Consider the following 26,307-nt stretch of genomic DNA (forward strand, 5'->3'; position numbering starts at 1 on the left):
TCATATACAATAGAATAAATTAAAACTAGGGGGATATGGATTTGAGCAAACAATGGCCAGATGCGGACAGCATTATTGTTTTGGATTACGGTAGCCAATACAACCAATTGATCACTCGTCGTATTCGTGATATTGGTATCTATTCAGAATTACTACCTAATACAATTACTGCCGCAGAGATTAAAGAAATTAATCCAAAAGGTATTATTTTGTCAGGTGGACCAGATTCAGTTTATGACAAAGATGCCTTCTCAATTGACCAAGACATTTATAAGCTAGGAATTCCTATGCTTGGTATTTGTTACGGTATGCAATTGATGTCTTACAACTTGGGCGGAAAAGTTGAATCTGCTGACAATCGTGAATATGGAAAGGCTGATATCAAAGTTACTGATTCAGAATCTGCCTTATTCAAGGGATTGCCTGAGGAACAAGTTGTTTGGATGAGCCATGGTGATTTGGTACGTGAAGCACCAGAAGGATTCACCGTTACAGCAACAAGTAAGAATGCACCTATTTCATCTATTGCCGATGTAAATCGCAAGATGTACGGTGTTCAATTCCATGCCGAAGTGCGTAATACAGAATATGGAATGGATATTTTGAAGCACTTCGCTTTCGACGTCTGTGAAGCCGAAGCAAACTGGACAATGGATGACTTCATTGACCAACAAATTCAAAAGATTCGTGATACTGTTGGCGATAAGAAAGTTCTTTTGGGACTTTCAGGCGGTGTCGACTCATCAGTTGTTGGTGTTCTATTGCACAAGGCAATCGGTACACAACTAACAAGTATCTTCGTTGATCATGGACTTCTACGTAAGGGTGAAGCCGATCAAGTTATGGCTAGTCTTGAAGGCAAGTTTGGCTTGAACATTATCAAAGTTGACGCTCAAAAACGTTTCTTAGACAAGTTGGCTGGAGTATCTGATCCAGAAACAAAACGTAAGATCATCGGTAATGAATTTATTCAAGTATTTGATGAAGAAGCAACTAAGCTTAACGGAATCGAATTCTTGGCACAAGGTACTCTATATACTGACGTTATCGAAAGTGGTACAAGTACTGCTCAAACAATTAAGTCTCACCATAATGTTGGTGGACTTCCAGAAGACATGCAATTCAAACTTATCGAACCATTGAGAACATTGTTCAAAGATGAAACTCGTGAGTTAGGTGAAAAACTAGGCATGCCTCATGACCTAGTATGGCGTCAACCATTCCCAGGTCCTGGCCTTGGAATCCGTGTTATTGGTGAAGTTACAGAAGATAAGCTAGCAATCGTTCGTGATTCTGACTTTATCCTCCGTGATGAAATCAAAAAAGCTGGATTGGATGAAGAAATTTGGCAATACTTCACAGTATTACCTGGCTTCCGTTCAGTTGGTGTTATGGGTGATGGTAGAACATACGATTATACGATCGGAATTCGTGCCGTTAACTCAATTGATGGTATGACAGCTGACTTCGCTAAGATCGATTGGGATGTACTTCAAAAGATCTCAGTTAGAATCGTAAACGAAGTAGACCATGTCAATCGTGTAGTTTATGATATTACATCTAAGCCACCAGCAACTATTGAGTGGGAATAGTAGAAGCTAAGATATAAATACCGTTATACCGGCGTTTGTTGACTCTTCTCTTCTGTATTTCCCGTTACTGGCACCGAAATGGCACCAGTAATGTGTTTCTTACCCGTAAACTGATTACGAGTGGGGACAACGACCGGATGATCTACTGGTGTGAAATCAACTAGACCATTTAGATGTTGTGCTGTCTCAAAGTTACTGTTTGGATATAGATGTCCATAAGTTCCTAAAGTTGTCTGAATGTCTTCATGTCCCAAACGTTCCTTAATAATCAATGGGTTTTCTCCAATGCTGATTAACAGGGACGCATGAGAATGTCGAAGCGCGTGGACACGAATTCGATGAACATTCGCAGCCTTAGAATAAATGTTGATCACTTGGGACAGCGATCCGCGAGTAGTTGGTACACCATTGTATGAAAGCACAAAATCTGTTTTAACTTCTGACGCTTGAATCTCTTTCCACTCGGAGAGATATTCAAGTGTCTTTTTGTCTAACGGAACTGTACGAACGCTGGCACGAGTTTTAGGTGAAGTAAATTCATAATTAAACGCATTTAAATAATAAAGTGTTTTGTTGATACGCATTGTACCGGCTTCAAAATCAATATCTTCCCACTGAAGGGCGGTTGCTTCACCGATACGGGCACCAGTCATAAATAGAAGCCAAATTGTGGTGAAATTGAAACGTTGATAGTAGTCATTAAGATCCATTAAGGAAATGACTTTCTCGAACTCGGTTTTAGTCCAGAAATCAATCTTCTTCTTTTCCTTCTTTAAATTACCAACAATTTTTGTTGGATTCTCTTCACAGAATCCTAGTACAATTGCACGATCAAAAACCAAAGATAACAAGCATTGAACTAGGCGGGTGTACGAATTACTTACTTGACTCTTCATCATGATTTGCCATTTCTGTATATCCACCGGCGTAATTTTGTTAATGAAATACTTGTTAAATCCTTTGAATTGCTTTCGAAAGATGCTAACACGACTGTCAAAAGTAGCCTTTTTGACATGACCTTCATACCAAGGAATAAAGAATTGCTGACAGAAGTCGCCAAAGGTGATCTGATTAGTTGAACCTTCTTTAACTCCATTTGCCATTAAATCACGATAAGCAGTTTTTGCCTCACGCTTTGTTTTAAATCCGCTACGGCGCTTTTGAACTCGTTTACCGGTTTGTTCATCTACGCCAATATTGGCACGGAAATAATAGGTACCATCTGCTGCTTTTTTAATTACTTCGGTTGTCTTTGTCATTGTGATTGCTCCTCTGACGCGGAGGCACCGATTTTAGCTAACTCTGAAAGAGTTCGAGCATTAAGTGTAAGGCCTAATACTTCTTCAACCGCAGTTACTGGAACGCGACCTAGCTTCTGTGACTTGTAATAGAGACAACCTTTCTTGACCATTAACAGTTTTGCACGTCTGATAATGTCTTTGGAAGTCCAAGGCCCATATCCTAAAGCCACAAGTTCATGTTTAGTCATAGTGACAACGTGAACCATGATTAGCCTCCTTTCGTTGGAAGCTAGACCGTATACCTTAGCTTCCATATTAACAGGATCGAGGAATAAGTACAGCTCAATTGTGTCGGAAAACTTACCACCCTGTTCCGTCACTAACGGACATAGGAATTGCACCTCTCCTGCTTACGTGGGAGCCTCGCGGAAGTATCATTATTAACTTAACTTGTACGATCATTAGTTAAAAATCGTAATCAAAGAGTGGGAGGCGCTCACATTTTTGGTCATGGCGTCCACAGATCAACAGTTCAAGTAAAGTCAGAAAGTTAGGGTAGCAATATTCAGTTTTCAAAGGACTCACAGGTTTTATTTCCTGTTCACTATATACATACAAATAAAGGCCGAGAAATGAAACCAAAAAAGCAAATTAATCAAAAAAGATTAATTTGCTTCTTGTCTGGCTATAAATAACGGTTTAAATTGAATTTGTAGACGGTACGAATGAATTGTTCGGTTAGTATCTGGTAACGATCCTCGTCAAATTTTGAATGCCCTCGACAAGTGATGCTGATAATTAATGGCTGAAATTCGTTTATTAGCTGTGCCATGGCAGATGGATCACCATGCTGAGCTGCGTAAATCGTTTCGGTATAATTCATTGCAATTCGCTCTCCTAGAGTTAGATTTGGGTCGTCTAATTCTGGGAGAGATGGAGGAGATCGAATCCTGATGGTTAAACTAGTCGAAGAACGTAGAACCGATTTTGCTCAACACCTTGCGATGCCGTTTGGAAATCGCTTGACTGCTGACATGAAGAATCTGACCGATTGCCTTATCTGAAAGTCGTTCAACGTACTTATAATAGAGCAATTTCTTTTGAGCATCAGTTAACCTGGATATAGCAATAATTAGTCGTTCATTGACGAGGTATTCTTCAAAGTGAATAGCTTGTTTTTCCGTAAGTAGTTTAATAATTGGTGGTCCATCGTCAATCGGGTACTCTACTGTTTCCTCGTTTAATGGTACTTTGAGAACCTGGCGTTGATCCTGAGAATAAAGTGAGCGAGTTCTGTTTACGAGTGACAGCTTGGCATAGTGCGAAAATGCTTGTTTGACATCTTGATCAGACATAACAATTCCTCCTTTTACCAAGCAAATACTCAAAAAGGTTTTCAAATGAAACCACAATAGAAATTATTACATTTATGATGGTATTATCGGATTAGTGAAATTATTTAGTGTACTGGGAAGTTAATCTCAAGATAGACACTCAATCTAAGCATCGTATTCTAAAATTAAAAAACCAATAATCTGTAAGAATAACTCCTACAAACTATTGGCTCTGCGTCTTAGCGTCTGGCTCTGTGATAGCTGTTATAATTCCATGCTTTATGTTGATTATGGTTTCGTGCTTACACTTGGGACAGAACAGTGGAAACCTTAATAATTCAGTATCTTCTCGTACTTTAATTCGTGTCTTACTATTGCAAGTAGGACATAATATCCATGATTGTTTTTCCATGTAATACTTACCTTCTTCATTAATTTATCTCAAAGGAATACAAAATTCGCATAAGTGCAATGAAACTTTTGAGAAGGAGTATCGTTCAATTATTGGTCTAGTATTATCTATGGGTAAATTGATAGTTAAGTTTTGAATGTTTTTCCAAAAACGTGATACACCCTCTGTTGTATGTGTAACTTCAAATATAGCGTAATGTCCGTTGGCAATCTTACGAGTAGGTAAATCAAACTGTTTTTCTCCATCAGAGATAATGATACCTACATCATATCTTTGTTTTTCTGCGGGGGTTTGTATTGGATTATCCATTGCTATCCCAAGTATGGTGGTATCGTTCTTGAATAAGTTATTCTGCTTTAAGTACGCCTTGAAGTCTTCCATTAATTGTTTATTTTCTGGACCATACTTACCAATTCTACGCATGTATGCTATATCAATACCTTTAAATTCTTCAATAATCAACGCTGTGAACCTCCTAGATTAAAATCTTATCAAGCTTTGATAAGACAATCGTAAGGGCAATTAAAATGATTTTCAAGATATTTTTTAAAATATAGTACAGCCTATTTAACTAATAGAATAGAACCTTGGTCTATCACATTGGCACTTATTATTCACAAACACTTTATGCATAATCAATTTGAATTATTAATTCAGTATATTCGTTTGCTACTGGTGAGTTATTGATATTTTCACATTTCTTAAATCACGGACAGAGCGTTGCTTGTGTTTGATAATAATCTACTCTAATACTAGTTTTATATTGACACAATATTGGCTTAAGTTCTATAATATAACCACTGGTTACTAACCGATGGTTACATTATAGAATGGGTGACGAAAAAATGCAAATAGCGCGTACAAAGATTATTGAGGCAGCAAAGAAACTATTTGAAGAAAAGGGAGTTGATGAGACATCTATACGTGATATTGCACAGAAAGCAGGATATTCTCATACAACAATATATCTCTACTTTAAAAGTAAACAGGAGCTATTTAATTTAATTGCAAAGGAGCCATTGGAAGACTTATATTCAAAATTTGAAGAGATTTACTGTTTAAAAAAATCCAACGAAGATAAATTTTTTCTGATGTGTGAACAATACGTCGAATTTGGAATTAAACAGAGGAACTTTTATTCATTATTAACCACTTATAGGGGTGAAAGGATTGATAAAGAGAGATTTGATAATAAGATCAATGATTTACGTATGAGCGCATTAGATTTAGTATCAAAGGTACTGTTAAAAATAATTCCTGTGAATGTAGAGAGTGAACTAAAAAATAATTTAATTCGAGGTATGTTTTATTTTCTGCACGGAGTCGTTATGACCTATGTTACTTCTCTAGAGTCCGATAAAGAACTCATACCCCGAGTTAAAAAGATTGTGGATGATTATATTGGTTACACTTTTTTTAAAAATGATAATGAAAGAAAAACAAATCAGTGAGCATATATGGAAATTGGAATTTAATTTCTACTTTTTGATTATCAGCATTTGGCTTGTCAAAAACAATAATAATGTGTTCCTGATAGATACTGGAATAAGCAAGATTTGGGAAATAGCTTGTAACTCAGCATCTGAGAAAGGCAATATTCGAGGAGTTATTTTGACTCATGGGCACAGTGATCACGCAGGAGGGGTCAATCAAATCAATGCTCATAATCCTGAGCTGCCAATATTCATGGACGGAAGAGATTATGAGTACTCTTCAGGTGAAAATCCTTTTCCTGGCAGAAAGAAAGTAGAAAAAATAATTTCAGCAGAAGTACCTATTATTGATTTAAGAAAAATAAATAAAAATGATTTTTTTGAATTGACTGGTTTAAAAATTATGTATACTCCAGGTCATAGTCCGGGACATACAGTTTTTTATCATGATAATGATAAAGTATTAATAGCAGGGGACTTATATACTGAAAAAAATGGATTGCTCAGACCCCCAATGAAACAATTTACTTCTGATATGCCTCAAGCATTGTTGTCTGGAAGGCAACTATTTGAAAAGATAGATCCGAAAATCATCAGTGTTTGTCATGGTAAAGATGTTAATGTGCCCTTTGATTTTAGTAAAGTTGTATAAATGCCGAGGTTATAACTTCAAAGATACCTAACACAAGCTTGGATGTGGGATACAGTGCAAACAGTCAAAAATATTTACAGAATAGAATATATTCTCCTAATTGTAATTCTTTCTCTTTTTTATGTTGAAATCAAAGGAGATTGGTATTTCTTCTTTGGCGTATTTTTTGTATTTGATGTTGGAGCTATTGGATACTTATTTTCGAAGAAAATAGGCAATATATTTTATAATTTGGGACATACACTGATTATTCCGCTGTTATTATTCATTCTATGCCAATTAAATTTAATTGTTGTAAGTAAGTGGATTCTAGGCTTTTCTATCATTTGGCTCATCCATATTTTTTTCGATAGACTGTTAGGTTGGGGGTTAATGCCCAGATAATTCTATTTGTTAGCAATATGAAAATTATGGGAGTTGTGACAGGAGTCGGATAGTTTCTGAGCACGATTAAGATAAATTGTTCGGTTAAATAGAGCGAGTAGTACCCAAAATTTATTTTTGGCACTACTTCATAATTTATCATACTGATAATTAGGTTTGCTACAAAAAGAATATGAAATAAGCCTATTGGTTTATGATTAACGCTGAAAGAATAACAACTAGTAATTTGCTATAATGGTTTATGAGTAAATTTTGAAAGGCGGGTTTTAGTTTGATTGAAATTTCAGATAAGATTACTGAATTAAAGAAAAAGATTGAACGGAATAATGAAAAGTTTTATTTATCTTTAACCCGTGAAGAACAGAAAAAAATTGGACAGTTTACTACACCAATACCAGTTGCAGATTTTATTGCAGAACGATTGATAAAAAATAGTAAAAAACTGGGATCAAAAATTTCAATTCTTGATCCAGGAGCAGGTACAGGGGTTTTAGGGTTAGCATTGGTTGAAAAACTATTTGATCTGCAACAAAATAAAATGATCAGATTGGTAACTTTTGAAAATGATCCTGTGGCTGGCAAAGTTTTGAGTGAAAATCTACGTTTAGCTAGAGATTATGCTACTAATTGTAATATAGATTTTGATTTTGAAATAAACTCATATGATTATATTCTTGGTAATGATAGAGTTGCCATAAATGATTTATATATAGATGAAGCTAGCTATGACTTTGTTATAGCTAATCCGCCATATAAAAAGTTGCGTAAAAATAGTCCTGAAGCAGAATTAATGGATTTTGTTGTTCATGGAGCACCAAATGCTTACGGTTTTTTTTGGGCAAAATCGACTATAGAACTAAAAAAAGGTGCAATTAGTGGATTTATTATGCCACGATCATGGATGAGTGGTGCATATTTTGCTAGATTACGTCATTTTATGTTTAAATTGGGTAGCTTATGTGAAATACATTCTTTTGATGAACGAAAAAATGCTTTTGGCTCAACAAATGTGTTACAAGAGCTCGTTATTGTTTTGTTTAAAAAACAAAATATTGATAAAATTAAGTATTTTTATCATAATAATATTAATGATTTGACAGAAAGTGCGGGGATTTTTACAGCAACTAATTTGGCTATTGTGGGAGATGAACAGCGAGTTTATAATATTGCAACTGAGCGTGATAGGAAAAGTTTATTATGGACCAATCAGTTTTCAACTATATTTCAAGATGCTGGACTGAAAATGCGTACCGGACTGACCGTTTCATTTAGGAACCGCGCTTTATTACGGGATAAGTTAGAAGACAATGCTGTTCCTATTTTCTACAGTGATAATTTTAAAGATAGATTGGTTTATATGGATAGTAGCAATAGTCATTATCTTCTGACCAATCATAAAGGACTATTGCAGACCAATCAGGATTATATATTTGTTAAGCGCTTTTCTACCAAAGAGGAACACAGACGTGTTCAAGTAGCGTATTTTGAATCAGATTGTTTTAAATCATATCGCTCGATTAGTACAGATAATAAGCTAAATTTTGTTACTGCGGACGACCAGCAAGTCTTACTTGGAGCGTTTATCATGTTAGCTTCAACCCAATTTGATAGATATTATCGTTTGATTAGCGGTAACACGCAAGTTAATTCAACTGAGATAAATACGATGAAGTTTCCTAACAAATATCAATTAATCAGATTAATAATGGAAAAGAGTGTTACTGAGATTCTAAATTTAAAGCAAGATCAAATAGATTCGCTAGTGGAACAATTTTTTCCGGGAGGATTAAATGAGTAAAATCGAAGATGCAGTACAAATCTTAAAAGATGTTGAGTTTAGTACTAATATAAGTACTAAGAGTATGGCAGCACGTTTTATTTTAGCGGCGACTCGTATGCAACCAGATGGTGATTGGCAACTAGCATCTAATGAATGGATTAGAATTCATGATGCTTTAGTTTTTCTAAATAAATATTATGGTTTTTCATTTAAAGAAAATACACGAGAATCCTTACGAAAAAGTGGTCCAAAACTTATGGAATCTGTAGGATTAGCTGAATATAAAAATATGTTGGCAACTAACTCTGGAAAATTCAGTTGGCGATTAAGCAGTGATTTTTTTGAAGTCATTAAATCTTTTGGAACAGATCAATACGAAAATAGAATAAAGGTTTTTAAAAATGAACATGGTACTCGTGTACAATTAATAAGAGACGCTCGACAGAAAACTATGCTTAATATTAAATTTGATGATCATAGATTTCAATTAACGCCCGGAAAACATAATGAACTACACAAAGCAATACTTGAAAAGTTTGCCCCTATTTTTGCACCCAATGCAGAGCTATTGTATGTAGGAGATACTGCAAAGAAAGACTTGCTGTTTCAGCATGACAAAATAACTGAGTTAGGCTTTCCGATGAATATGCATGACGTTATTCCCGACATAATATTATATGATTCTCAGCGTGAATGGATGTTCCTAATAGAGGCGGTTAGTACAGTCGGTCCCATGTCGTTTGAAAGAGTAAAACGTATTAAGGATGAGTATACAGGAAAAGCTGGATTGGTGTTTGTAACTGCTTTTCGTGATTGGAAAACATATAGAAAATTTGTTGGAAAAATTGCTTGGGAAACTGAAATATGGATATCTGATTTTCCAGACCATATGATTCATATGAATGGTGATCGTTTTATGGGACCATATTGATTAAAGTTTGGGAATTTATCTAGGATAATTATATATTATGAGCCTTAAATATTTAAAAAGAAAACTTAGGTCTGATAGTTTTACCAGATAACGGAATGTATTTGTTCAGAATCGTTGAAAACTCAATATTCTTATTAGTTATCAAAAACTTATGTATTCACGACATTCAAATGAGTGTCGTGTTTTTGTGCCTATAAACCAGACTTAATGGTCCAGTTTGTACCTGTCTTTTCTAAAACAAGAGAGTACTGCGAATACTGGATCATATTGGTCTCACTATCAAGAAACTTAACGGTAACGTCAACTTGAATATTGTCACCTTGACGATGGAAGGTTGGATTGACTAATTCCGCAAAACGGTAGTCTTTATTTAATGGCTTTGTACCGCCATCAACATAATATTTCAATTCATTGGTGGTGCCGCTTGGATAAAGGGTGAAGAAAGTGGTTAGAAACTTAGTGATGCTGCTAGTGGTTTCGGCATCAATTGAACTATCCGTTTGGAGCTGTTTTTCAGTTGCTTTAGCTTTAGTCGGAGCTGCCGCAATTGTTGGATTAGTCACGATCACCATGTCACCATCTTTATTCTTCATAACATTCAATGAATAGGTGGACTCGATTGCTTTTGCGGCACCTTCTTTTTGACTATTTTTGATCTGTTGACTAACCGTGAATAAGACTTTGTTGACCTGATTCTTCTTAGCCTCAACTTTCCAAATCTGAATATCAGACACGGTGGAAGTGGTCGGAATATCTGAACGAAGCGCATCAGCGTTCAAAGTCACCAGACCATTTAGCATGAATTTACCAAGATTCTTTTGGCGCGTTTCTAATTTTTCATGGTTGGGTTCCCAAGTATAGTAAACCTTAGCAAAATCGGTGACGAATGCTTCGATCGCGTTGGTATCGGTCAACTTAATTTTCACCACTTCACGTTCATGCACCGTATGTTTATTGATGGCGGTGAAATTCTTATAGACGCCAAAGCTAACACTGGCGATCAATATCAACCAACAGAACCAAGTCGTTTTTCGCCGGATACCAACGCGAGGTTGCTTTAACTTGCGGGGCTTTTTTTCTTTCACCGATTTTGGTTGGCGCTTTGGTGGTCGTTGTCGTTTAACTTTTTTACGTGGACGTTTGGGACGGGCTTTCTTATGTGAAGCGACTTGATGTTTGGCTGGACGTTCGTTGTATTCATACCGTGGGTCGCGTTCAGTTTCTCGATCATAGGATGGCTGTGGTTGACGTTGTTGTTCAAAGTCACGGGGTGGGTAACGCTCATCGCGATAATCATTCGGTGGTCGGCGATAGTTGCGGTCGTCCCGTTCCTGTATTCGCTGCGGTGGTCGCTCCTCATAATCTTCATGATACTGTGGTCGCGGGCGTTCCGCATAGCGATGATCACGGGAATCTTCGTAGTCATCGTACTCATAGTCGTAGTCTTCATAATCTTGACGGGCCATGTCGTGTTCCTCCTTGTGGATCAGATTTACCATTTAAGCTTAGTGGCGAGATTAGCCACACTATTTTGTTGCAAGATGGCAAGGTGATTATTTTTTTGATTGTTGTGGTCCAATTCATAACACTGATAAAATTCAGGATAGTCATTGCGAAAACGGTCAAATAACTGGCGTAGGCGAACCTGGGTGTAGCCACGATAGTCTAGTTCACTGTAGATGTCGTATTTGTCATCGCTGGTGAAAAATTCTTCGGCAAGGTGTAATTCTCGATCCAAAATGTATTGGCGGTCGGCTTCACGAAACTTAGTGTTGCCTAACCAATCCTTGACATTTTGTTCATGTTCCAAAGCTAGGCGAAACTCACGGCGTTTACCATATTCAAATTGCGGTAATTCAGCGACAAAGTAATCAATTGTTTTGACCAAGTCATCAACGTTAGGTTCATGTTGTTCAAAAAACTTGATGCGTTCCCATTCAGCCGAAGCGTGATCGAGTTGTTTGTTACGCAACAGGCGATTGTCGCCGTAGTTCAAATCGATCCGACTTTCCACTAAGGTGTGGTCGATGGCATTGGTCAACAGATCCATCCAGTGATCATAGCTAAAGCCATCTTCATTTAAGCTAGTCAGGGAAATCACCTCATTTCTTGATCCGGCCAGCCCCGACAAGATGGGCTTGCCAGTAGGCTGTATTTAGATTCGCGTAACCAAGTGGATCGCCGGCATTGTACATACGCATATTACCAACATAAATGCCAACGTGGGTAATGTAATCGGAAGTGGCGTAAGTGCCTTTGAAAAAGACTAAGTCACCAGCTTTCGCGCTTTTCATACTGATGTGTTGCGTTGCGTCATATTGCGCCTGGGCGGTACGCGGAAGTTTAATGCCAGCTTTGGCATAGGCCCAACTGGTTAGCCCAGAACAATCAAACCCGGTGGTTGGGGTAGAACCACCAAAAACGTAGGGCGTGCCTTGATATTTAAGGGCTTCGGTCATAATGGCTTTAACCGTTTTATCACTGAAATTAACTACAGTTGGGTTAAGATATTGACTGACTAAACTCACATAGAACATATTGCCATAGGCGTAGCGCCAGCCTTCATCTGAAACTGGATTGGTGTAAGTGACTTTTTTACCGCCAGCTTTTTCTTTGGCGAAATCACTGGCTGTTTGGAGCGAATATTTCTTGCCATGAGTAGCCACATAATTAATAAAGGCACCACCAAAGTTGTAACTTTGAATGGCCGCATTTAAATCGGTTTTGGTTGCTTTCATGGATTTGATCAAACTGGCAAAGTATTTCACGCCTTGTTTGATCGAAGCGTCTGGCGATAAACTACCAGGCGCTTGACCCAGCGATTCGCTAGATTGCATCACATCGCTGCCTTTACCGCCAGATTCAACTTGCATAATCGCAAGGATCACCGTTACTTGATCAGGAATACCAAACTCCTTACAATACTTTTCAACGGTACTTTTGTATTTGAGTACTTCAGCAGAAAGATTCATTGAATCAACGACTAAAGTGGTCGTATCACCGCTATCATCGTCATCAGCCGTCATTGCCACTGAAAAAAACAACAAGCTAATGAGTATGATCGGTAAGACGGCTAAGGCTAACCATTTTTTAGTCATTTGTGCTTTGGTCGCGGCTTGGTCGGTAATTTTCGGCGCATGGCGTTTTGTGTAACAACGAAATTCAGTGGCTTGCCAGTCGTCGGTTTAAATTGCCGTTTTGTGCCAGCTTTAGGTTCTGTGCTGAACGATTGTCTTGTGCGCGGCGTTGGCGCTTTGGTTGGGTCTTTCGGATTGGCTAATTTAGTCGTACTTGGATCGCGTGGCTTTGGTTGCGTGACCGGTGAAACGGTCGGCTTTTTCTTGATCGGATCAGAATTAGACGGTTGCCGTGGATTCTTTGATGGATTGACCACCAGTTTACGTCGTTGCATTTCTTCACGGTGTTTCTTTGCGGCCAGTTCGCGTTCTGATTGATTGTCTTGCCGTTGATTTTTCAAGCCATTTTTGAAATCACCAATGCCTTTTTTAGCTGTTTCTTTGCCTTGATGCAGGCCGTACTTAGTATTGATGGGTAAATCCTTTAACCGTTCTTGAGTACGTTTGGCAGTTGCGGCCATTTTCTTTTTGGTGTCTAACGCGGCACCCACTTTTTTACCAGCACGAGTCATCTTACTACTGGTGGCATCGCGCTTATTTGGTTGAGGGCGTTTCGGTTTACCTTTACCGGTTGCGTCAGTACCGGTTTCAGGCTTTGGTTGTGGCCGTGGCTTTAAACCGCGGGCGAGCATACCACCCATTGCGGCATTACCCATGACTTGCCGGATCAAACGACTACCACTGCGGCGCAGACGACTGGCACCAGCTTGGGAGTCAGAACTTTTAAGTTGCATCATACCCATTAAATCGCCGAGCTTCATCCAGATACCGGCAAAGATGACGATTTGGAGAAAGGCAACTAGGAAGAATGGGGTGGTGGTCGATAGTCCATAGATCATGGTGGAAAGGCAGAAGGTCAACGTTAAGACGATGGTGATGCCAGCCCGCATCATGATCGTATTGAATAGTCGTAGTACCGCCGTTTTCATTAAGCCGTTAAAGCCTGGAATCATGGCTAAGAGACAACTGATCGGCAAGAAAATGGCGTAAATAATGAAAAGGATCTGACTAAATAACATCATCGCCGTTAGAAAGAATACGAAGATGGTGATCGCGATATCAAAGATACTGACAAAGGTGGTCACACCTAAACGTTGAATCGTTTTGACGGCGGATAGATTGTCGTTTTCTTTATTCTCAATTTCAGCTTTGACGATCTCTGTGCGGTCTTTACCTTTATTTTTGAATGGATCAGTTTTGACCAGCTTATTGACGCGGTCTTCACCAACGTCTTTAATATTGGAATCGCCAAATTGTAATAACGTCCACGGTTGCTTGACTTGAATGTTAAATAACGTTTCGCGGATCGTATCAACACCGTTTTTTGAGGTGGATTGCTTATTTTGCATGATCATTTTAGAACCTATATTTAAAGCTGAGGTACTCATATCGGCGGAAAATTGGTTGATCTTGCCAATATAATCGGGTGAGTAGGCAATAAAGCTGGCCGATAGAATAAAAATCACCACAAAATTGACTACCGCTGAGATTACTTTGGAAGATTCACGTTTGACCAAGCCGGTATAGGCGACATACACGCCGAGCACTAACACCAGTAACAAAAGCATACCGGGATAAAAGCCATCAGAACTAAACCCGTTTTTAGAAACACCGGCGAGTAGCTGCATATTTTTGCCAATGGCATCAGTCGTATCTTTGATGAAGTCTAATGAATAAGCTTGTTGAATCAGGTAGCCAGTGGCGTAGGAAAGATAAACTGAGATCAACCACAGAAAGTTAGTGATGGCATAAACGGCGTACATCACCGACTTACCAATGCCATCACCCCAATTCCACGGCAACCAATCCCATGATGAATCAACGAAATAATCTAGTTGATAGTTGTTGACCGGATATTTGGAAAATTCGTGTTTATTATTGACGGTTTCATCGACTAAGCCAGTTGCGTGGACGGTTTGGAGCGAAGTAGCACTCACTAGCACCACGACTAGTACAAGGCCAATCAGTAATAAAAGTCGTTTTTTACGGGGCGACATTTACTCACCTCCAGTTATCTGCGCTGGTGGGTGAGTATCGAAAGCCTTGTATAAGTGTTCAAAGATGTAATCAAAGTGCAGAACGCCGACATGACCCCAAATATCTTGGAATAAGCATTCACCATTATCTAGTGAACGTAGGCGGTGTTGATTGCTTTCATCTTCGGCGTCTAGGCCAAAGAAAGTGAGCGTGTTTTTAATTTCATTGATATCAGTCGAACGAAAGGCAAATTTCATACCGATATTATTTTTCATCTTTTCGTCTAAGAGATCATTGGCGTTTTGGGTGACCAGATAAACCCCAGCGTTCATTGAACGGCCTTCACGGATTAACTTCATAGAAAGAGCTTTACCTTGTGCCACATTCAAAAATGCCCAAGCTTCATCGAGATCTACGATTTTAAATTGCGAACGATCGGCGTGGATAAAGTCGATGGCGAAAGTCGAGATGATCATCAACATGGCGACGGATAACATTTCCGCGGTGATGTATTCATCTTGAGTTTTGTCGGCATCGGGCAGGACCAAATCAGCAATTTGAATGATATTGATTTTGCGGTCCAAGGCGATCGAACGGCGAGTGGAGCCATCTGAAAAGAGTAAGGCAGCAAAATCATAATCGGTGAACGATTCAATATGATCAGCGATATTGTTGGCAATCGGTGTCCCTTCGCGGCGCAGTTCGGTGATCACTTTCAATAATCCTGGTTGCGGGTCAAGAGTGACGTTGCGAATTGCTTTGCGTAAAGTCGGAAACCGTTCGGCATCACGACTAGAGATCCCAGTTAAAAAGGTGAGCGTATCCACCGCTAAACTTTCGGAATCTTTCGGGTTGCTGAGAATTATATAAGGATCGAGTAGACCACGATTAGCTTCTTCACTGGTCAAGTTAACGATATTGATGTCGTCTTGCATAAAGTCTAAGTTTTTCGCCCAGTCGGTCCGTTCCGATTTTGGATCAAGAATCAAGGCTTGGGCGCCATAAAGTACGGCGTAGTAAACGAGTAAGTTATTAGAAAATGATTTACCACCACCTAGTGAACCGAGAAAGGCGGCGGAAAGGGCGTTGGTCACAGTTCCTTTTAAACCTTGCGCAGCTAGATCAGGTTTGATGAAGACATTACGACCGGTATCCACGTTGTAGCCCACATAAATACCCTCGCGCTCGCCTAAAGCTTGGGTAGCGCCAAAGCCTAATGAAGCAATGAAATCACTAGTGACGTACTGGATATAATCGTTCATGTAGCGCTTTGAAGCCGGCATGAACTCGCTGTGTAGACCCAGCATATCGCCGAAAGGTCGGACTAATTTGATATTCAGCGAATCATAGAAATCAAGGACTTGATCAGCGCGCTTTTTCATTTCATCGTAGTTTTTTCCACTAACGCGGATCACGTAGGAAATTTTGTACATTGCGTCTTTAGTTTGATCAAGTTCGGCTTCCAAGTCGTCAACGGAATCAAGCGCATCGGCGACACCGCGAGTGGTTTCATTATTAGATTCATAGGCGTGATTATCTAAATCTTTCAGCTCTTTCTTTTTGTTACGGACCTTAGTTAGCGCCTTTTTGTTGGTCACGATTTCTACATTTAATGAGGTATCAATGGGGAAGTCGAATTGTTGTTGCTGAAAGTAGAAAATCTCACTACCAGGAAAATCTAATTCACCAACAATATCGGACAAGGCCATATAGGTGACATAGGATTCAGTAAAGCCGTGGGTAATGATCAAGTAGCGCTGCTTTTGCTCGATCAATGAACGGGTCGGTTTGATCAAATCGTATTTTTTGATCACCGTATCTTGATCATCTTTTTGTCGTGGCAGGTGATATTGGTAGTCTTCATAATCTTGGCCTGACATACCGTAGAGATGTTCTAACAGATAACCAAAGTCATCTTTGATCAATGGTCGAATTTTAAACCGGCGACTAACTTTATCGGAGAGAAAACGGGCGACTTTACGAAATCGATCAACTTCACTGTTGTTCATCACCATGAAGTCACCGGTATATTTTTCGTTGAATTCATGAAGAAAGTCCTGAATGCCAAGCCTGATATCATGCCAAATGCCTTTAGCGGATAACTCGCGGTCGTTTAACAACAGTTTGAAACCAATAAAAAAACGATAATCAACTTGATTATCGCCAATATTGTCGATCAACGCGGCGGCCTGACCGTCAATGTGTGTGTCGGCAATACTCTTTAAATCACCTTTGACCGTGGCCTTGGAACGGCGCATCGTGTCATTGATACTGGATTCCGTGGCAAGCTGCAAGAGATGTAGTTTGCCGTCACGATTTTGTGAGATCAACTGACGGAAGTTTTCGTGGACCTCCGCTTTTTGATCAGGTGAGAGAAAGGAATAGTTATAGGGGACGAGTTCGTAATAGGCGAAGCATTCGCCATCACGATTGAACACTAAATTGTCTTCGATATATTTTATGGGAAACTTCACTGGTCGAACCTCCTTACGTGGGTGATGTGGTCAAGGGCATGAGCTTTAACAGATTTGACTGGCCGCCCGGCAAACGTGATCTTCTGGGCGGTAAAATAAGTGATCACCGAGCGCAGAAAGCCTAGTGGCCGTTTGTTATCAAAAGTCTTTTGACTCATGAACCAAGTAACGGCCGCCGGAATACCGAGATATTTCAGGAATGCGCCATCAATGAAACTAAGTGGTGGTACATCACCAAGCAACATGACCAAAAATAAGGCGACGATGAACCAAGTCATTTGCGTGAATGTGACGGGGAACGGTAGATTAACATCGTTGATCGCGTAAAGCACTTTTTCCACGGACCAAATGCTGGTGTAACTACGAATCTTTTTCATAAGTGACCTCCTTTCTTTGGGGTAAAGAGGACTGATCCATTTGCTAGACCAGCCCCCGAGCAGAAACTTAGTTTGCGTATTCATAAATAGCGCTGTTAGTAACCAAGTAATTACCTTCAATTTCCATATCGCGACCCAGTGCTTCAAAGTCGAGGTAGGCAATGACTTGATCTGGCAGATCACCGAAAACGGCACCAGATTCCACAGCATCTTGAGCTAGCTCGGCCATATCTGAAACACCTTTATAGATAATGATATCCTCAGCGTTTTCAGCTAGTTCTTCAATATCACGGAACCATTCGCCAATCAAGGCACTAACGTCAGCACCAAAATCGTATTCTTCAAGTCGTTCTAAAGCAGCATACTTACGATTGATCTCGTCTATTGAATCAAAACGGTCAATTTCAAAAGGTGCTTCGTAATCATGAATTGCGTACTCTTCACTGTCATTCTTTAATTCCAACTGTTCGGCAATGGCATCAGGGTATAACGGTGGAGTGAACCATTTACCTGTGGTCTTCCCTTGATTGTAATAACCTAAGTTGACGATAAAAACGCGTACCGTTTCCATTTAGCTCCCTCTTTTCTGACAGTAATTAGGCGCCAACAACACGATTGAATAAGTTCAATAGCACATCTTTAACACCGGCGGTATTAAATACCAACCCAACGGCGATCAAAGCAATGATCAGAAAGCCGATCAGTTTAGAAAATTCACGTTTAAAGCCCAAGAAAACACCGATCACGGCAATTGCCATCAGCACTAAAGACTGGGCGTTGCTAGTGAACCAGTTAAAGAGATTTTGTCCGAAGTTCATAGAAGTTCATCCTTTCATTTAGAAAATATAGTCAGATTAAGATTGTTATGGAAAACTCCCTTGTAGATTGCACGTTTTTTGTCAGGGTAACGCACGACCATTCATAGATTATTATTGTTGTTGGTCACTCAATAGTTGAAAGCGTGATGCGATTGCTTTGATAATTGGCACCGTCACGCTATTACCGGCTTGCTTATAAAGCTGGGCATCAGATAGGCCAGAGTCCTTGGCCTTATAAAATACTGCATCGGGGAACCCTTGTAGACGCCAGTATTCAAGTGGCGTTAAACGGCGGATACGTAATGCTGGATCAACTACTGCTTCACTGCCATCAGTTAGTAAGGTATGGGCCTTTTTATGAGCAACGCGGCCACGGCGAGTTTGACTGGTGGGATAAGTCAAACTGATGCCATCACCACTATGTGCATTAGTGTAACCACGGTGAGTGGCATCTGATACCTTAAGTGATTTTTGTGTTGGTGTGATGATCTTTGTTCTAATGCCAGAGGTTGCAACCAGAGTTGGTGCGATACCATCAGGGTCATAAACGCGTTCATATTGATGCGTCACATTTGGATTGACTTGAGCTAGTCCTTTAGTAGTCGTTGTTCCATTGTCTGGGATAGGAAATACTTGTCGCTGACGTTTTGTTCTAAGATGTCCGACAATGAATAAACGCTCGCGGTGTTGGGGAACGAGGGCGGCAGAATCGAGAACTGACCATTCAACGTCATACCCCAATTGGTCCAATTCAATTTGCACTCTAAGGAAGTCAAGTCCGCCGTTAATACTAAGAAGGTTTTTAACGTTCTCAATAAATAGAATTGTGGGTCGGCGATTATCGGGTAGTTGCTTAATAAGGTTTGTAACTGTGAAGAACAGACTTGAACGATGGCCTGCGGTGAATCCTTGCAATTTTCCAGCAAGGCTGATGTCTTGGCATGGAAATCCGAAGCACCAAATATCTGCGGTTGGAAGTTCAGCAATTCTAACTGTTGTGATGTCATGGGCGGTCCATTCTCCTTTAGTATCAAAAATTGCTTCATAGCTTTTACGCGAAAATTTATCTATTTCGCAATAGCCAACACAAGTGTGCCCGGTACCAAGCCTAAAGCCACCAATGCCTGAAAATAGGTCTAAAAATTTCATGATGATACCTCAAAGTTCAAAAATATTTGCGAAAAGATTTGATGGTCAGTAAAGGCCAACCAGTTTTATCTGAAACCTGATAGAGCAATTGCAACAACTTTTCATTTTTAAGTGGCTTGCCGTACACATCTAAAATCGGTGCTGGCCAATGTACAGAAAAACGCCAATCAATATAGTCGGTTGGCGTTAGATACTTATCTAGTTCATGTAATTGTAGAAATTTGGGATCTTCGATAACACCGACTAATTGTAATCGGTAGTAATAAACATTGAAAATGTAGTCTTTAATGCCCGCGGGAAAGGTAGCGAGTGGCTTATTCAGTTCCTTGGTCGTTTTCAAAATAATCACCTCCGACTTCACTAATACCAAGGGTTTGTTGTTCAAGTATCGTTTGATGCTTTTGTTTTAATTCAGTGTTCTTGATCATGGCTATCGTGCTATTATTACCGTTATAGCCGTCAATGTTAAGCAGAACTTTAAGGGTTGGGGCGACTTGTTTTTTAATCCACGCGCGAGTACGGCGAAGATCAAAGGGCTCGGGGTCAAGGGTCAGTCGTAGCGGCTGCCGGCCTTTGCCACAAAAAGCAACCCAGGTTGGATTAAGCGGCCATTTAGCCCTGTCTTTATTTTTGCCCCGATTAACAAAACGAATATAGCGAGTAATAATGCCAAAAGCGGTTCGCTCAACGTCACGATAGGCGAGTAAATCTTCAATAGCTATTTTGGCGCGATCATTTTTCAAACGTATTTCAAAGCGATTTTTGATGCCAACGGCTTGATAGTCCGCACCAAATTTATGTTGCTGTTCAGCTTCCTTTTCATAAATACAGAAATAAATATCACTTTTCATCGACCCGACATATAAACTTGCACCATGATCTTCTGCTTGTTCGTCAGTCATGGCACCAGACTTTAAGCCTTCAAATCGTCGCATTACCGAAATACATTCGTTCTTTTCACACTTGGTAATGAGTTCAGGAATGCTGAGAATACCTGCATGGTCATTGATGGCTAAATCTAGTCGTTTAAAAACGGCCTTAATTTCTAAACACCGTCTAAAAAAGTCAAACCAAGTTTCATCGTTAGCCAATAAGATACCTTCAAACTCACGACACCCTTGACCTTTAAGTTCTAATAGTGTGCCAATTTTTTCAGTCGGGGTAGAGGCCATCACTTGAATATTGCTAAAAACGTAGCTAGAAGAATAACCGTACAGGCCCCAATCATTGAATAGCATGAAGTCCATTTTTAAATTGAGTACCTTTTCAATCAAGGCCTCCACATCATGGGTGGGGAAGCGAATCCGTACATAATCAAAATTGAGCGTTAATTCTGGATCTTCACCCCAGTGAGCTAATACATAGTCAATTTGCATTTGTAAAGAACTACTAGGACTACGCGTTCCGTTTTCTAAACGTTGGACGTGTCTCACGGTAATTCCGATGCGCCGAGCTAAGGTTGTTTGCGTGATATTCAGTTGCTTACGCTTAGTCCGTATTTGTTCACGCCAAATCGGCATTGAATCAGCTCCTTTCTTTTCGGAATACAAAAAGGCGACCTTACACAAGCTGGTCGTCTTTAGGTAAAACTATTAAGTTGTAGGTACGGCGACGTTTTTACGTTATTTTCGGCCGTGACGTGTCAGTTTTCTACCCCCGTGTTACATACCGGGGGTTGATGCGGCCGGCTTGCGCCGACCGCCGCCTCCGCTCGCGCTTTTCGCGCTGCACAGCACGGCGGGGCGAAGGTACTCATACCAAATTTAACTATGGAGTTCTGAGTAGGTTTCAGCAAAATGGTCAACTTCAAAATGATGAACTTTTACGAATTCAGCCATTTTTTCTGTCGATAGACTTTCAAAGTCTAACCCTTTAAATTCTTTCGCAAAATTGGTTAGATTTCTCTTTAGTGATTTTAAAGAATTTTTGCGTATTATTCTTACATTATCATTAAAACCACCTGCTGGATCTGGATATAGAGTGGGGATGACAAGGAATGATTCGAATTCTGATCCAGGGTAATTTTTTTTGAACCAAGCGGTAGAATTGTTCATTTGACCAGTCTCTGACTTATAAATTTTGTCACGAGTGGTGCTAGTTTCGCTTTTGTCTTCAATTACAAAAAATAAATTATCTTTAACTAGCCATAAATGATCAGGTCCTTTTTTGTAATATTTATCTGGTCGGTCAGTTATAAATCCCAATATTTTACCAAGTTCATCCATGGATTCTTCAAAGCGCTCAGATTCTGTATCAAACGATAAACTGCTGCAAATTTCTTCGACAGAGTTATATAAGTTCTCATACGTTCCATATGTTTTAATTTGAGTAGTCATATTATCTAAGCGCTTATGTGCAATTAGAGAATCTATTTTTTCTACCGGATTCCAATCATTGGGTAATAATAAATTATGGTTTTTCTTGTAAGCAGCCACTTGATATAACTTTGAACGACTTTTTGATGATCTATAGTTTACTTGAGCCATTAACTGTAGATACCATCCTCGTTCTTCTTCAGAATGACAATATTTATCGATAAATTCTTGTACTTTAGTGTCAAACTTTCTAATTTCTATAATGGGATCAGTGGCCATTTTCATCAATTTACTTTTTGCGACGATAAGTTCTATGTTTTGAGGTGTATTTTGAGAATAATCAACTAACGCCATTTGTTCCTGATAGTATTCTTTCCAATTATCATCACGTCCCAATGATTGATTAATGAGAGTTATTAACTCTCCAAAAGAAAGTTCTAATGGGCTTTTATTATCCGATTGTGAGAGATCACTTTCCTTTTTTGCTTCTCTTGAAATATCAACTCCAAGCTTAATTTGTTTTAAAGTTTGATTACTAAAGTATTTTTGCAGTTTTGGATTTCGAATGAAACGAACTAAATCTGGACCGACAAATAGGATTACTGAATAATCGGTATCTGCACGGACACTTCTTCCCATACCTTGTTCAATTTTTTGTGCTTTTCTTAGCAGTGATTCCGAGCTGTTGGGTACTACAGAATCTACATATCTATCGTAAAGAGATGTTGCATTAGGTAGGGAGTCTAATAATAGGATTCTTGTGTCATTATCAGGTAGGTCGACACCGTCGTAACGATTAACTAGAATAAGTGTGGAATCGAAAGTCCCTGAATGAAATTTTGCTAATGCTTGTTGTAATTTGTCAGTGGTTCCAACTGTTGAACCGTACGCTTCCCAATCCTTAGTTTTATAATAAGATGGAACAATAGCTGTTGTTCCAAAATTTCGTTTCTTTGATTTTCCAAAATTTTTAACAATTGTCGATCGATCGAGTTCTTCGGAAATCAAAGAGGGTATAATTACCATCTTTTCACCTGACCATTTTTCTTCAGGATCAATTAGTGGGTGCCGTACACTTTGTTCGTCAATATTTAAATCATTGATGAGGACAGAATCTGATGCAGTAGTTGCTGACATTAATATTCTTTGATTAGCGTTAGCAAAACTCGTGTAAAAGTTCAGAGGATACTTTAGCGGAGTAATTTCTATAGCCTTTGAAGAAACGATACAGTTACACATATTTAAATAGTCTCTTAATAACGGCCAAACAAACTTAATTTCGTTAGATTCATCACTTCTTGCAGAAATAAGTCGCGTGATATCTTGACACTTGTCTATCCAAGTCCAATATGGAACAGGAAGAAATGCTTGTTCATACTTAGTAGTAGATTTATCATTCTTTAAGTCTTCAAAAGTTCCTTCGCCTTGACTTGATAATCCATCACTCAGCAGATTAAATAAATCTGTATATAGTTGATTGTTATTGTCTTTAGTGATTTTTATTGTACATGAACGCTTAATTAATTCAGCACTTGCGTGGGCATCATCAATAACCATAGTATCAATTTCGGATGAATTGGCATGTTCAAAAACTGATCTACCATTGAATACTTTCTGTACTGATGTAATGAGTAGTTTTTCTCCGTTAATAACTTCAGGAGGTATATTCTTATCCACATCCATCTCAACTGGATGAATTCCGAACAAATTAGCTTGGTGAATTGTTTGACTGATTAAATTACTATCGTTGCAAAGAAAAACCTCAATACCGTGATTTTGCCGGCGCTTTGATTCTAGCATGAGAAGTCCTACTAGAGTTTTACCCGCTCCAGTATTTAACTTAAGAATTACGTCCTTATCTTCTAAACGTGAATCAAACCATTCTTGTAAAATTTTTTGTTGTGGTTTTCTTAATGGACCAACTTTTTCCGTCTGCCGATCTAGTGATTCATATATTTTGATTGGATTAGTTACAACTTGCTTTACTTGGTTTTTTAACTTTTTTGAGAAATCTACCATAAATTAATCACCTCATAAGATGTTTTAAACCAAGTATATAGCATAGGAAGTAATTAAATTCAAAAAAATAAAAATGGTGTCAAGAATAAATAATATCTTGAAAATTAATCTATTTAAAAATTGTTTATTATTTAGTATTACTTCCAATATAAGCTTGAGCAATTTCACCAAGAAAATCATAGCCCTTCGGTACCAGTGGCGTGTAAAACTCACTAATAACGCCAATACCAGTATCCACATAACCACGGCCCTTGATAGGTTTTAGGAAGAAGTCTTTATCGGTTTCGCCAAACATCATGGTATAACCAAGGTCTGACATACGACCGAGTGCGGCACGGAACATAAATTGATCACGAATGCCGTCACCTAGATATTTTGCATCAGGGCGCTGGCAGGCTAAGATAAGAAAGAAGCCTGACTGACGGCCAAGCATAACGATTTGTTTAAGCTTACTCATGACTTGTACCGCTTCACGTCCAATCATATCCATGAAAGCCACATACTCATCAAAAACTAGAAAATGGGCGGGAAGTCCGAGCGCGGCATAGTTATTGCCCGTTTGGTAACCGGCCATTTTTTTCATCTCTTTATTCCGTTCCATCATTTCTTGATAAAATTGACCTACAGCGGCAATCATATCGTCTTGTTCATAGTGAACATCTGGAATGACATCGGTTAAATCGGCTAGGTCAGAATTTTTTGGATCAAGAATGGTCAACTGATTACCATCGCGAATCAGCGCTTGGATCAACGTGAGAATAAAATAGGTTTTCCCACCACCAGTACCACCGGCGATTAGCATATGGGGCAAAACATCGTATTCCCAAGCAACATTGTTCATTAAATTGACGGCACCGTTTTGGCATTTCACATGTTCAATCGAGATTCGATTGCCAATCGTATCATAGAGTAGGGTATATTCCACAAATGAATCATGGAGGATTTTATCAACGATCTCACAGTATAAGCCAGATTCAAGTTTCTTTTCCAAATGAATCAATTGATCTTGATAAGGACTCATCACAATTTCCACTTGCACATGGATCAGACCATTTTTTAAACGGTAGTAAACTCGTGGGAACCGTGAAATGCGTTCTTTTGAACTGCCAAAGTCTAAGTCTTTGAAAAAGCCATCATTTTGCCTTGATTCACTCTCGTACCAATTATTGGTCATGAACATTCGCGCAATTTTTTGTCGATGTACCAATTTGCGGTATTGATCGGGAAATCTGATTAAAACTAGCAAGATAATCATTAGTGAAACTAGCAATGTAATGATGGAGCTGATAATCAATCCGTTAAACGACCAGGGCAGATCATGAATTGTCGGCCATGAAACTGTTTTAAGATTGATTTTAGACAGTAACGGCAAATAAAAGAAAATAGTCAATGGTAGCCAGATGAATAGAATCACGCTTAGCAACGATTGAAAAACTAGGTTCTGATCACGTGGATGGATTTGAGTGCCACGATACTGGAACATTGCTTTCAAATTATCACCTCATTTCAATGGCTTTAGGATCAACTAGGCGGCATCAGCTACGCCAATATAAATCATTGTTAGACCTTCTTCGGCCTGCATACTCTTGAAGGCAAATTCTTTAGCAACACCATCTTTAGTCACTTCCGGTAGAGCAGTTAAACTAAAACCAGAATCGGGTGATTCAATCGCAACTTCATGAGCTTCTTGGAGCTTTCGCTCGGCTTCATTAACGGAGCCTTCCTTGATATTGGCTACAAAATCATCCATAAAGCCGATTTCATTAATACAGACAAGTACATTCATAAAAAATCTCCTAACATCTTTTTTGTGACTACTAAGAAATTCTTAAACCGTCACAAAGACGGCGGGGAGCGTTGGGATGAAAGCTTACGATGATTACTTTTTGTCATTCGCATTTTTCTCTGTAGTTACTGGACCAGTCTTAGATTGATTGTTTTTGACTGGGACAATATCAGTTGCTTTGAGATACCAAGAAACAGTCACACCACGAAAATCTGCATTGGCGACAGTATCGATTTCCGGATTGACTAGTGCTACTTCTTGATCATATTCAAAATTCTTAGTCCCAGCTTCGGCCGGAATAGAGACCTGGACCATTTGACCTTGTACCGTACTCTTTAAATCAAAGGTACGTGAACGAACATTTGTTGTTTGGTTGCCTTCACCGTCTTCGATAAAGCGTTCACGGCGCTGAGCGGAGAATAATAATTTACCAAACGTTTTTGGTGTATCTAACTTAATGCCTTCTGGTAATCGCATATAAAGTTCCTTCTTTCTT

27 protein-coding genes are annotated in these 26,307 nt (G+C 39.1%); 6 read left to right on the forward strand and 21 right to left on the reverse strand.

Annotated features, from left to right (window positions below):
* The first annotated feature begins 35 nt into the window (after nt 1–35).
* Nucleotides 36–1,592 (forward strand): glutamine-hydrolyzing GMP synthase, encoded by a 1,557-nt coding sequence (gene guaA, locus JCM14932_RS02185; RefSeq protein ID WP_025023418.1) that lies wholly within the window; start codon nt 36–38, stop codon nt 1,590–1,592.
* A gap of 23 nt (nt 1,593–1,615) precedes the next feature.
* Here the strand turns inward: guaA and JCM14932_RS02190 are convergent, their stop codons facing one another.
* The 6 genes from JCM14932_RS02190 to JCM14932_RS02215 form a co-directional block, all read right to left on the reverse strand.
* Nucleotides 1,616–2,851 carry a site-specific integrase gene (locus tag JCM14932_RS02190; protein WP_025023419.1) on the reverse strand — a complete coding sequence of 412 codons (1,236 nt, stop codon included), beginning with the start codon at nt 2,849–2,851 and terminating at the stop codon, nt 1,616–1,618.
* Complete coding sequence (locus JCM14932_RS02195) at nt 2,848–3,099, reverse strand: DUF3173 domain-containing protein (RefSeq protein ID WP_025023420.1); 252 nt, start codon at nt 3,097–3,099, stop codon at nt 2,848–2,850. Before JCM14932_RS02195 ends, JCM14932_RS02190 begins: the two co-directional genes overlap by 4 nt.
* A 419-nt stretch (nt 3,100–3,518) precedes the next feature.
* Nucleotides 3,519–3,716: a helix-turn-helix domain-containing protein gene (locus JCM14932_RS02200; protein WP_025023421.1), complete on the reverse strand. Its 198-nt coding sequence runs from the start codon at nt 3,714–3,716 to the stop codon at nt 3,519–3,521.
* A 79-nt stretch (nt 3,717–3,795) separates the two neighbouring features.
* Nucleotides 3,796–4,188 carry a sigma factor-like helix-turn-helix DNA-binding protein gene (locus JCM14932_RS02205; protein ID WP_025023422.1) on the reverse strand — a complete coding sequence of 131 codons (393 nt, stop codon included), beginning with the start codon at nt 4,186–4,188 and terminating at the stop codon, nt 3,796–3,798.
* A 202-nt stretch (nt 4,189–4,390) separates the two neighbouring features.
* Nucleotides 4,391–4,579, reverse strand: a complete 189-nt coding sequence (locus JCM14932_RS02210) for a cysteine-rich KTR domain-containing protein (RefSeq protein WP_016382736.1) — start codon at nt 4,577–4,579, stop codon at nt 4,391–4,393.
* 24 nt (nt 4,580–4,603) lie between these two features.
* Nucleotides 4,604–5,041, reverse strand: coding sequence for an AraC family transcriptional regulator (locus tag JCM14932_RS02215; protein ID WP_025023423.1), 438 nt, complete (start codon nt 5,039–5,041; stop codon nt 4,604–4,606).
* Between the two features lie 383 nt (nt 5,042–5,424).
* Between JCM14932_RS02215 and JCM14932_RS02220 the strand changes: the two genes are divergently transcribed.
* The 5 genes from JCM14932_RS02220 to JCM14932_RS02240 all read left to right on the forward strand — a co-directional run bounded on the left by JCM14932_RS02220 (nt 5,425) and on the right by JCM14932_RS02240 (nt 9,759).
* Nucleotides 5,425–6,030, forward strand: a complete 606-nt coding sequence (locus JCM14932_RS02220) for a TetR/AcrR family transcriptional regulator (protein ID WP_025023424.1) — start codon at nt 5,425–5,427, stop codon at nt 6,028–6,030.
* Nucleotides 5,981–6,664 (forward strand): MBL fold metallo-hydrolase, encoded by a 684-nt coding sequence (locus JCM14932_RS02225; RefSeq protein ID WP_051528052.1) that lies wholly within the window; start codon nt 5,981–5,983, stop codon nt 6,662–6,664. Before JCM14932_RS02220 ends, JCM14932_RS02225 begins: the two co-directional genes overlap by 50 nt.
* A 42-nt stretch (nt 6,665–6,706) precedes the next feature.
* On the forward strand, nt 6,707–7,048 hold the full coding sequence (locus JCM14932_RS17580; RefSeq protein WP_025023426.1) for a DUF4260 family protein: 342 nt from the start codon (nt 6,707–6,709) through the stop codon (nt 7,046–7,048).
* 271 nt (nt 7,049–7,319) lie between these two features.
* Nucleotides 7,320–8,846, forward strand: a complete 1,527-nt coding sequence (locus tag JCM14932_RS02235) for an Eco57I restriction-modification methylase domain-containing protein (RefSeq protein WP_235700501.1) — start codon at nt 7,320–7,322, stop codon at nt 8,844–8,846.
* The gene (locus JCM14932_RS02240; protein WP_025023428.1) at nt 8,839–9,759 is read left to right on the forward strand and encodes a BsuBI/PstI family type II restriction endonuclease; all 921 of its coding nucleotides are present in this window, start codon (nt 8,839–8,841) and stop codon (nt 9,757–9,759) included. The genes JCM14932_RS02235 and JCM14932_RS02240 overlap by 8 nt, the downstream gene beginning before the upstream one ends.
* 191 nt (nt 9,760–9,950) lie before the next feature.
* Here JCM14932_RS02240 and JCM14932_RS14275 read toward each other — a convergent pair whose 3' ends face one another.
* The 15 genes from JCM14932_RS14275 to JCM14932_RS02315 all read right to left on the reverse strand — a co-directional run bounded on the left by JCM14932_RS14275 (nt 9,951) and on the right by JCM14932_RS02315 (nt 26,288).
* Entirely contained in the window at nt 9,951–11,225 is a 1,275-nt protein-coding gene (locus JCM14932_RS14275) for a conjugal transfer protein (protein ID WP_025023429.1), read from the reverse strand.
* Nucleotides 11,226–11,251: 26 nt separating this feature from the next.
* Nucleotides 11,252–11,809, reverse strand: coding sequence for a hypothetical protein (locus JCM14932_RS02250; RefSeq protein ID WP_235700505.1), 558 nt, complete (start codon nt 11,807–11,809; stop codon nt 11,252–11,254).
* A gap of 52 nt (nt 11,810–11,861) precedes the next feature.
* On the reverse strand, nt 11,862–12,857 hold the full coding sequence (locus JCM14932_RS02255) for a bifunctional lytic transglycosylase/C40 family peptidase (protein ID WP_025023431.1): 996 nt from the start codon (nt 12,855–12,857) through the stop codon (nt 11,862–11,864).
* Nucleotides 12,854–14,893: a CD3337/EF1877 family mobilome membrane protein gene (locus JCM14932_RS02260; RefSeq protein WP_025023432.1), complete on the reverse strand. Its 2,040-nt coding sequence runs from the start codon at nt 14,891–14,893 to the stop codon at nt 12,854–12,856. Before JCM14932_RS02260 ends, JCM14932_RS02255 begins: the two co-directional genes overlap by 4 nt.
* Nucleotides 14,894–17,347 carry a conjugal transfer ATPase TcpF gene (gene tcpF, locus JCM14932_RS02265; RefSeq protein WP_025023433.1) on the reverse strand — a complete coding sequence of 818 codons (2,454 nt, stop codon included), beginning with the start codon at nt 17,345–17,347 and terminating at the stop codon, nt 14,894–14,896.
* Entirely contained in the window at nt 17,344–17,724 is a 381-nt protein-coding gene (locus JCM14932_RS02270; RefSeq protein WP_025023434.1) for a conjugal transfer protein, read from the reverse strand. The genes tcpF and JCM14932_RS02270 overlap by 4 nt, the downstream gene beginning before the upstream one ends.
* A gap of 67 nt (nt 17,725–17,791) precedes the next feature.
* Nucleotides 17,792–18,295, reverse strand: a complete 504-nt coding sequence (locus JCM14932_RS02275) for an antirestriction protein ArdA (RefSeq protein ID WP_025023435.1) — start codon at nt 18,293–18,295, stop codon at nt 17,792–17,794.
* Between the two features lie 25 nt (nt 18,296–18,320).
* Nucleotides 18,321–18,542, reverse strand: a complete 222-nt coding sequence (locus tag JCM14932_RS02280) for a hypothetical protein (RefSeq protein WP_003678268.1) — start codon at nt 18,540–18,542, stop codon at nt 18,321–18,323.
* Nucleotides 18,543–18,653: 111 nt separating this feature from the next.
* Complete coding sequence (gene dcm / locus JCM14932_RS02285) at nt 18,654–19,691, reverse strand: DNA (cytosine-5-)-methyltransferase (protein WP_025023436.1); 1,038 nt, start codon at nt 19,689–19,691, stop codon at nt 18,654–18,656.
* Nucleotides 19,692–19,707: 16 nt separating this feature from the next.
* Nucleotides 19,708–20,031 carry a hypothetical protein gene (locus JCM14932_RS02290; RefSeq protein WP_034542383.1) on the reverse strand — a complete coding sequence of 108 codons (324 nt, stop codon included), beginning with the start codon at nt 20,029–20,031 and terminating at the stop codon, nt 19,708–19,710.
* Entirely contained in the window at nt 20,006–21,211 is a 1,206-nt protein-coding gene (locus JCM14932_RS02295) for a replication initiation factor domain-containing protein (RefSeq protein ID WP_025023438.1), read from the reverse strand. Before JCM14932_RS02295 ends, JCM14932_RS02290 begins: the two co-directional genes overlap by 26 nt.
* 243 nt (nt 21,212–21,454) lie before the next feature.
* Nucleotides 21,455–24,025, reverse strand: a complete 2,571-nt coding sequence (locus JCM14932_RS02300; protein WP_025023439.1) for a DEAD/DEAH box helicase family protein — start codon at nt 24,023–24,025, stop codon at nt 21,455–21,457.
* A 127-nt stretch (nt 24,026–24,152) separates the two neighbouring features.
* Entirely contained in the window at nt 24,153–25,508 is a 1,356-nt protein-coding gene (locus JCM14932_RS02305) for an FtsK/SpoIIIE domain-containing protein (protein WP_174520313.1), read from the reverse strand.
* A gap of 42 nt (nt 25,509–25,550) precedes the next feature.
* On the reverse strand, nt 25,551–25,811 hold the full coding sequence (locus JCM14932_RS02310; RefSeq protein ID WP_025023441.1) for a hypothetical protein: 261 nt from the start codon (nt 25,809–25,811) through the stop codon (nt 25,551–25,553).
* Nucleotides 25,812–25,904: 93 nt separating this feature from the next.
* On the reverse strand, nt 25,905–26,288 hold the full coding sequence (locus JCM14932_RS02315) for a YdcP family protein (protein WP_025023442.1): 384 nt from the start codon (nt 26,286–26,288) through the stop codon (nt 25,905–25,907).
* Between the last annotated feature and the right edge of the window lie 19 nt (nt 26,289–26,307).

This window comes from Companilactobacillus nodensis DSM 19682 = JCM 14932 = NBRC 107160 (assembly GCF_000615905.1).
Taxonomy (GTDB): Bacteria; Bacillota; Bacilli; order Lactobacillales; family Lactobacillaceae; genus Companilactobacillus; species Companilactobacillus nodensis.

What these genes read in the sequence shown, in the direction of transcription:
- JCM14932_RS14275 (WP_025023429.1), bottom strand. Translation starts at nt 11,225, where the DNA reads ATGGCCCGTCAAGATTATGAAGACTACGACTATGAGTACGATGACTAC.
- JCM14932_RS02200 (WP_025023421.1), bottom strand. Translation starts at nt 3,716, where the DNA reads ATGAATTATACCGAAACGATTTACGCAGCTCAGCATGGTGATCCATCT.
- JCM14932_RS02315 (WP_025023442.1), bottom strand. Translation starts at nt 26,288, where the DNA reads ATGCGATTACCAGAAGGCATTAAGTTAGATACACCAAAAACGTTTGGT.
- JCM14932_RS17580 (WP_025023426.1), top strand. Translation starts at nt 6,707, where the DNA reads ATGTGGGATACAGTGCAAACAGTCAAAAATATTTACAGAATAGAATAT.
- JCM14932_RS02305 (WP_174520313.1), bottom strand. Translation starts at nt 25,508, where the DNA reads ATGTTCCAGTATCGTGGCACTCAAATCCATCCACGTGATCAGAACCTA.
- JCM14932_RS02210 (WP_016382736.1), bottom strand. Translation starts at nt 4,579, where the DNA reads ATGGAAAAACAATCATGGATATTATGTCCTACTTGCAATAGTAAGACA.
- dcm (WP_025023436.1), bottom strand. Translation starts at nt 19,691, where the DNA reads ATGAAATTTTTAGACCTATTTTCAGGCATTGGTGGCTTTAGGCTTGGT.
- JCM14932_RS02280 (WP_003678268.1), bottom strand. Translation starts at nt 18,542, where the DNA reads ATGAACTTCGGACAAAATCTCTTTAACTGGTTCACTAGCAACGCCCAG.
- guaA (WP_025023418.1), top strand. Translation starts at nt 36, where the DNA reads ATGGATTTGAGCAAACAATGGCCAGATGCGGACAGCATTATTGTTTTG.
- JCM14932_RS02275 (WP_025023435.1), bottom strand. Translation starts at nt 18,295, where the DNA reads ATGGAAACGGTACGCGTTTTTATCGTCAACTTAGGTTATTACAATCAA.
- JCM14932_RS02195 (WP_025023420.1), bottom strand. Translation starts at nt 3,099, where the DNA reads ATGGTTCACGTTGTCACTATGACTAAACATGAACTTGTGGCTTTAGGA.
- JCM14932_RS02255 (WP_025023431.1), bottom strand. Translation starts at nt 12,857, where the DNA reads ATGACTAAAAAATGGTTAGCCTTAGCCGTCTTACCGATCATACTCATT.
- JCM14932_RS02310 (WP_025023441.1), bottom strand. Translation starts at nt 25,811, where the DNA reads ATGAATGTACTTGTCTGTATTAATGAAATCGGCTTTATGGATGATTTT.
- JCM14932_RS02260 (WP_025023432.1), bottom strand. Translation starts at nt 14,893, where the DNA reads ATGTCGCCCCGTAAAAAACGACTTTTATTACTGATTGGCCTTGTACTA.
- JCM14932_RS02240 (WP_025023428.1), top strand. Translation starts at nt 8,839, where the DNA reads ATGAGTAAAATCGAAGATGCAGTACAAATCTTAAAAGATGTTGAGTTT.
- JCM14932_RS02205 (WP_025023422.1), bottom strand. Translation starts at nt 4,188, where the DNA reads ATGTCTGATCAAGATGTCAAACAAGCATTTTCGCACTATGCCAAGCTG.
- JCM14932_RS02300 (WP_025023439.1), bottom strand. Translation starts at nt 24,025, where the DNA reads ATGGTAGATTTCTCAAAAAAGTTAAAAAACCAAGTAAAGCAAGTTGTA.
- JCM14932_RS02295 (WP_025023438.1), bottom strand. Translation starts at nt 21,211, where the DNA reads ATGCCGATTTGGCGTGAACAAATACGGACTAAGCGTAAGCAACTGAAT.
- JCM14932_RS02190 (WP_025023419.1), bottom strand. Translation starts at nt 2,851, where the DNA reads ATGACAAAGACAACCGAAGTAATTAAAAAAGCAGCAGATGGTACCTAT.
- JCM14932_RS02220 (WP_025023424.1), top strand. Translation starts at nt 5,425, where the DNA reads ATGCAAATAGCGCGTACAAAGATTATTGAGGCAGCAAAGAAACTATTT.
- JCM14932_RS02250 (WP_235700505.1), bottom strand. Translation starts at nt 11,809, where the DNA reads ATGGATCTGTTGACCAATGCCATCGACCACACCTTAGTGGAAAGTCGG.
- JCM14932_RS02270 (WP_025023434.1), bottom strand. Translation starts at nt 17,724, where the DNA reads ATGAAAAAGATTCGTAGTTACACCAGCATTTGGTCCGTGGAAAAAGTG.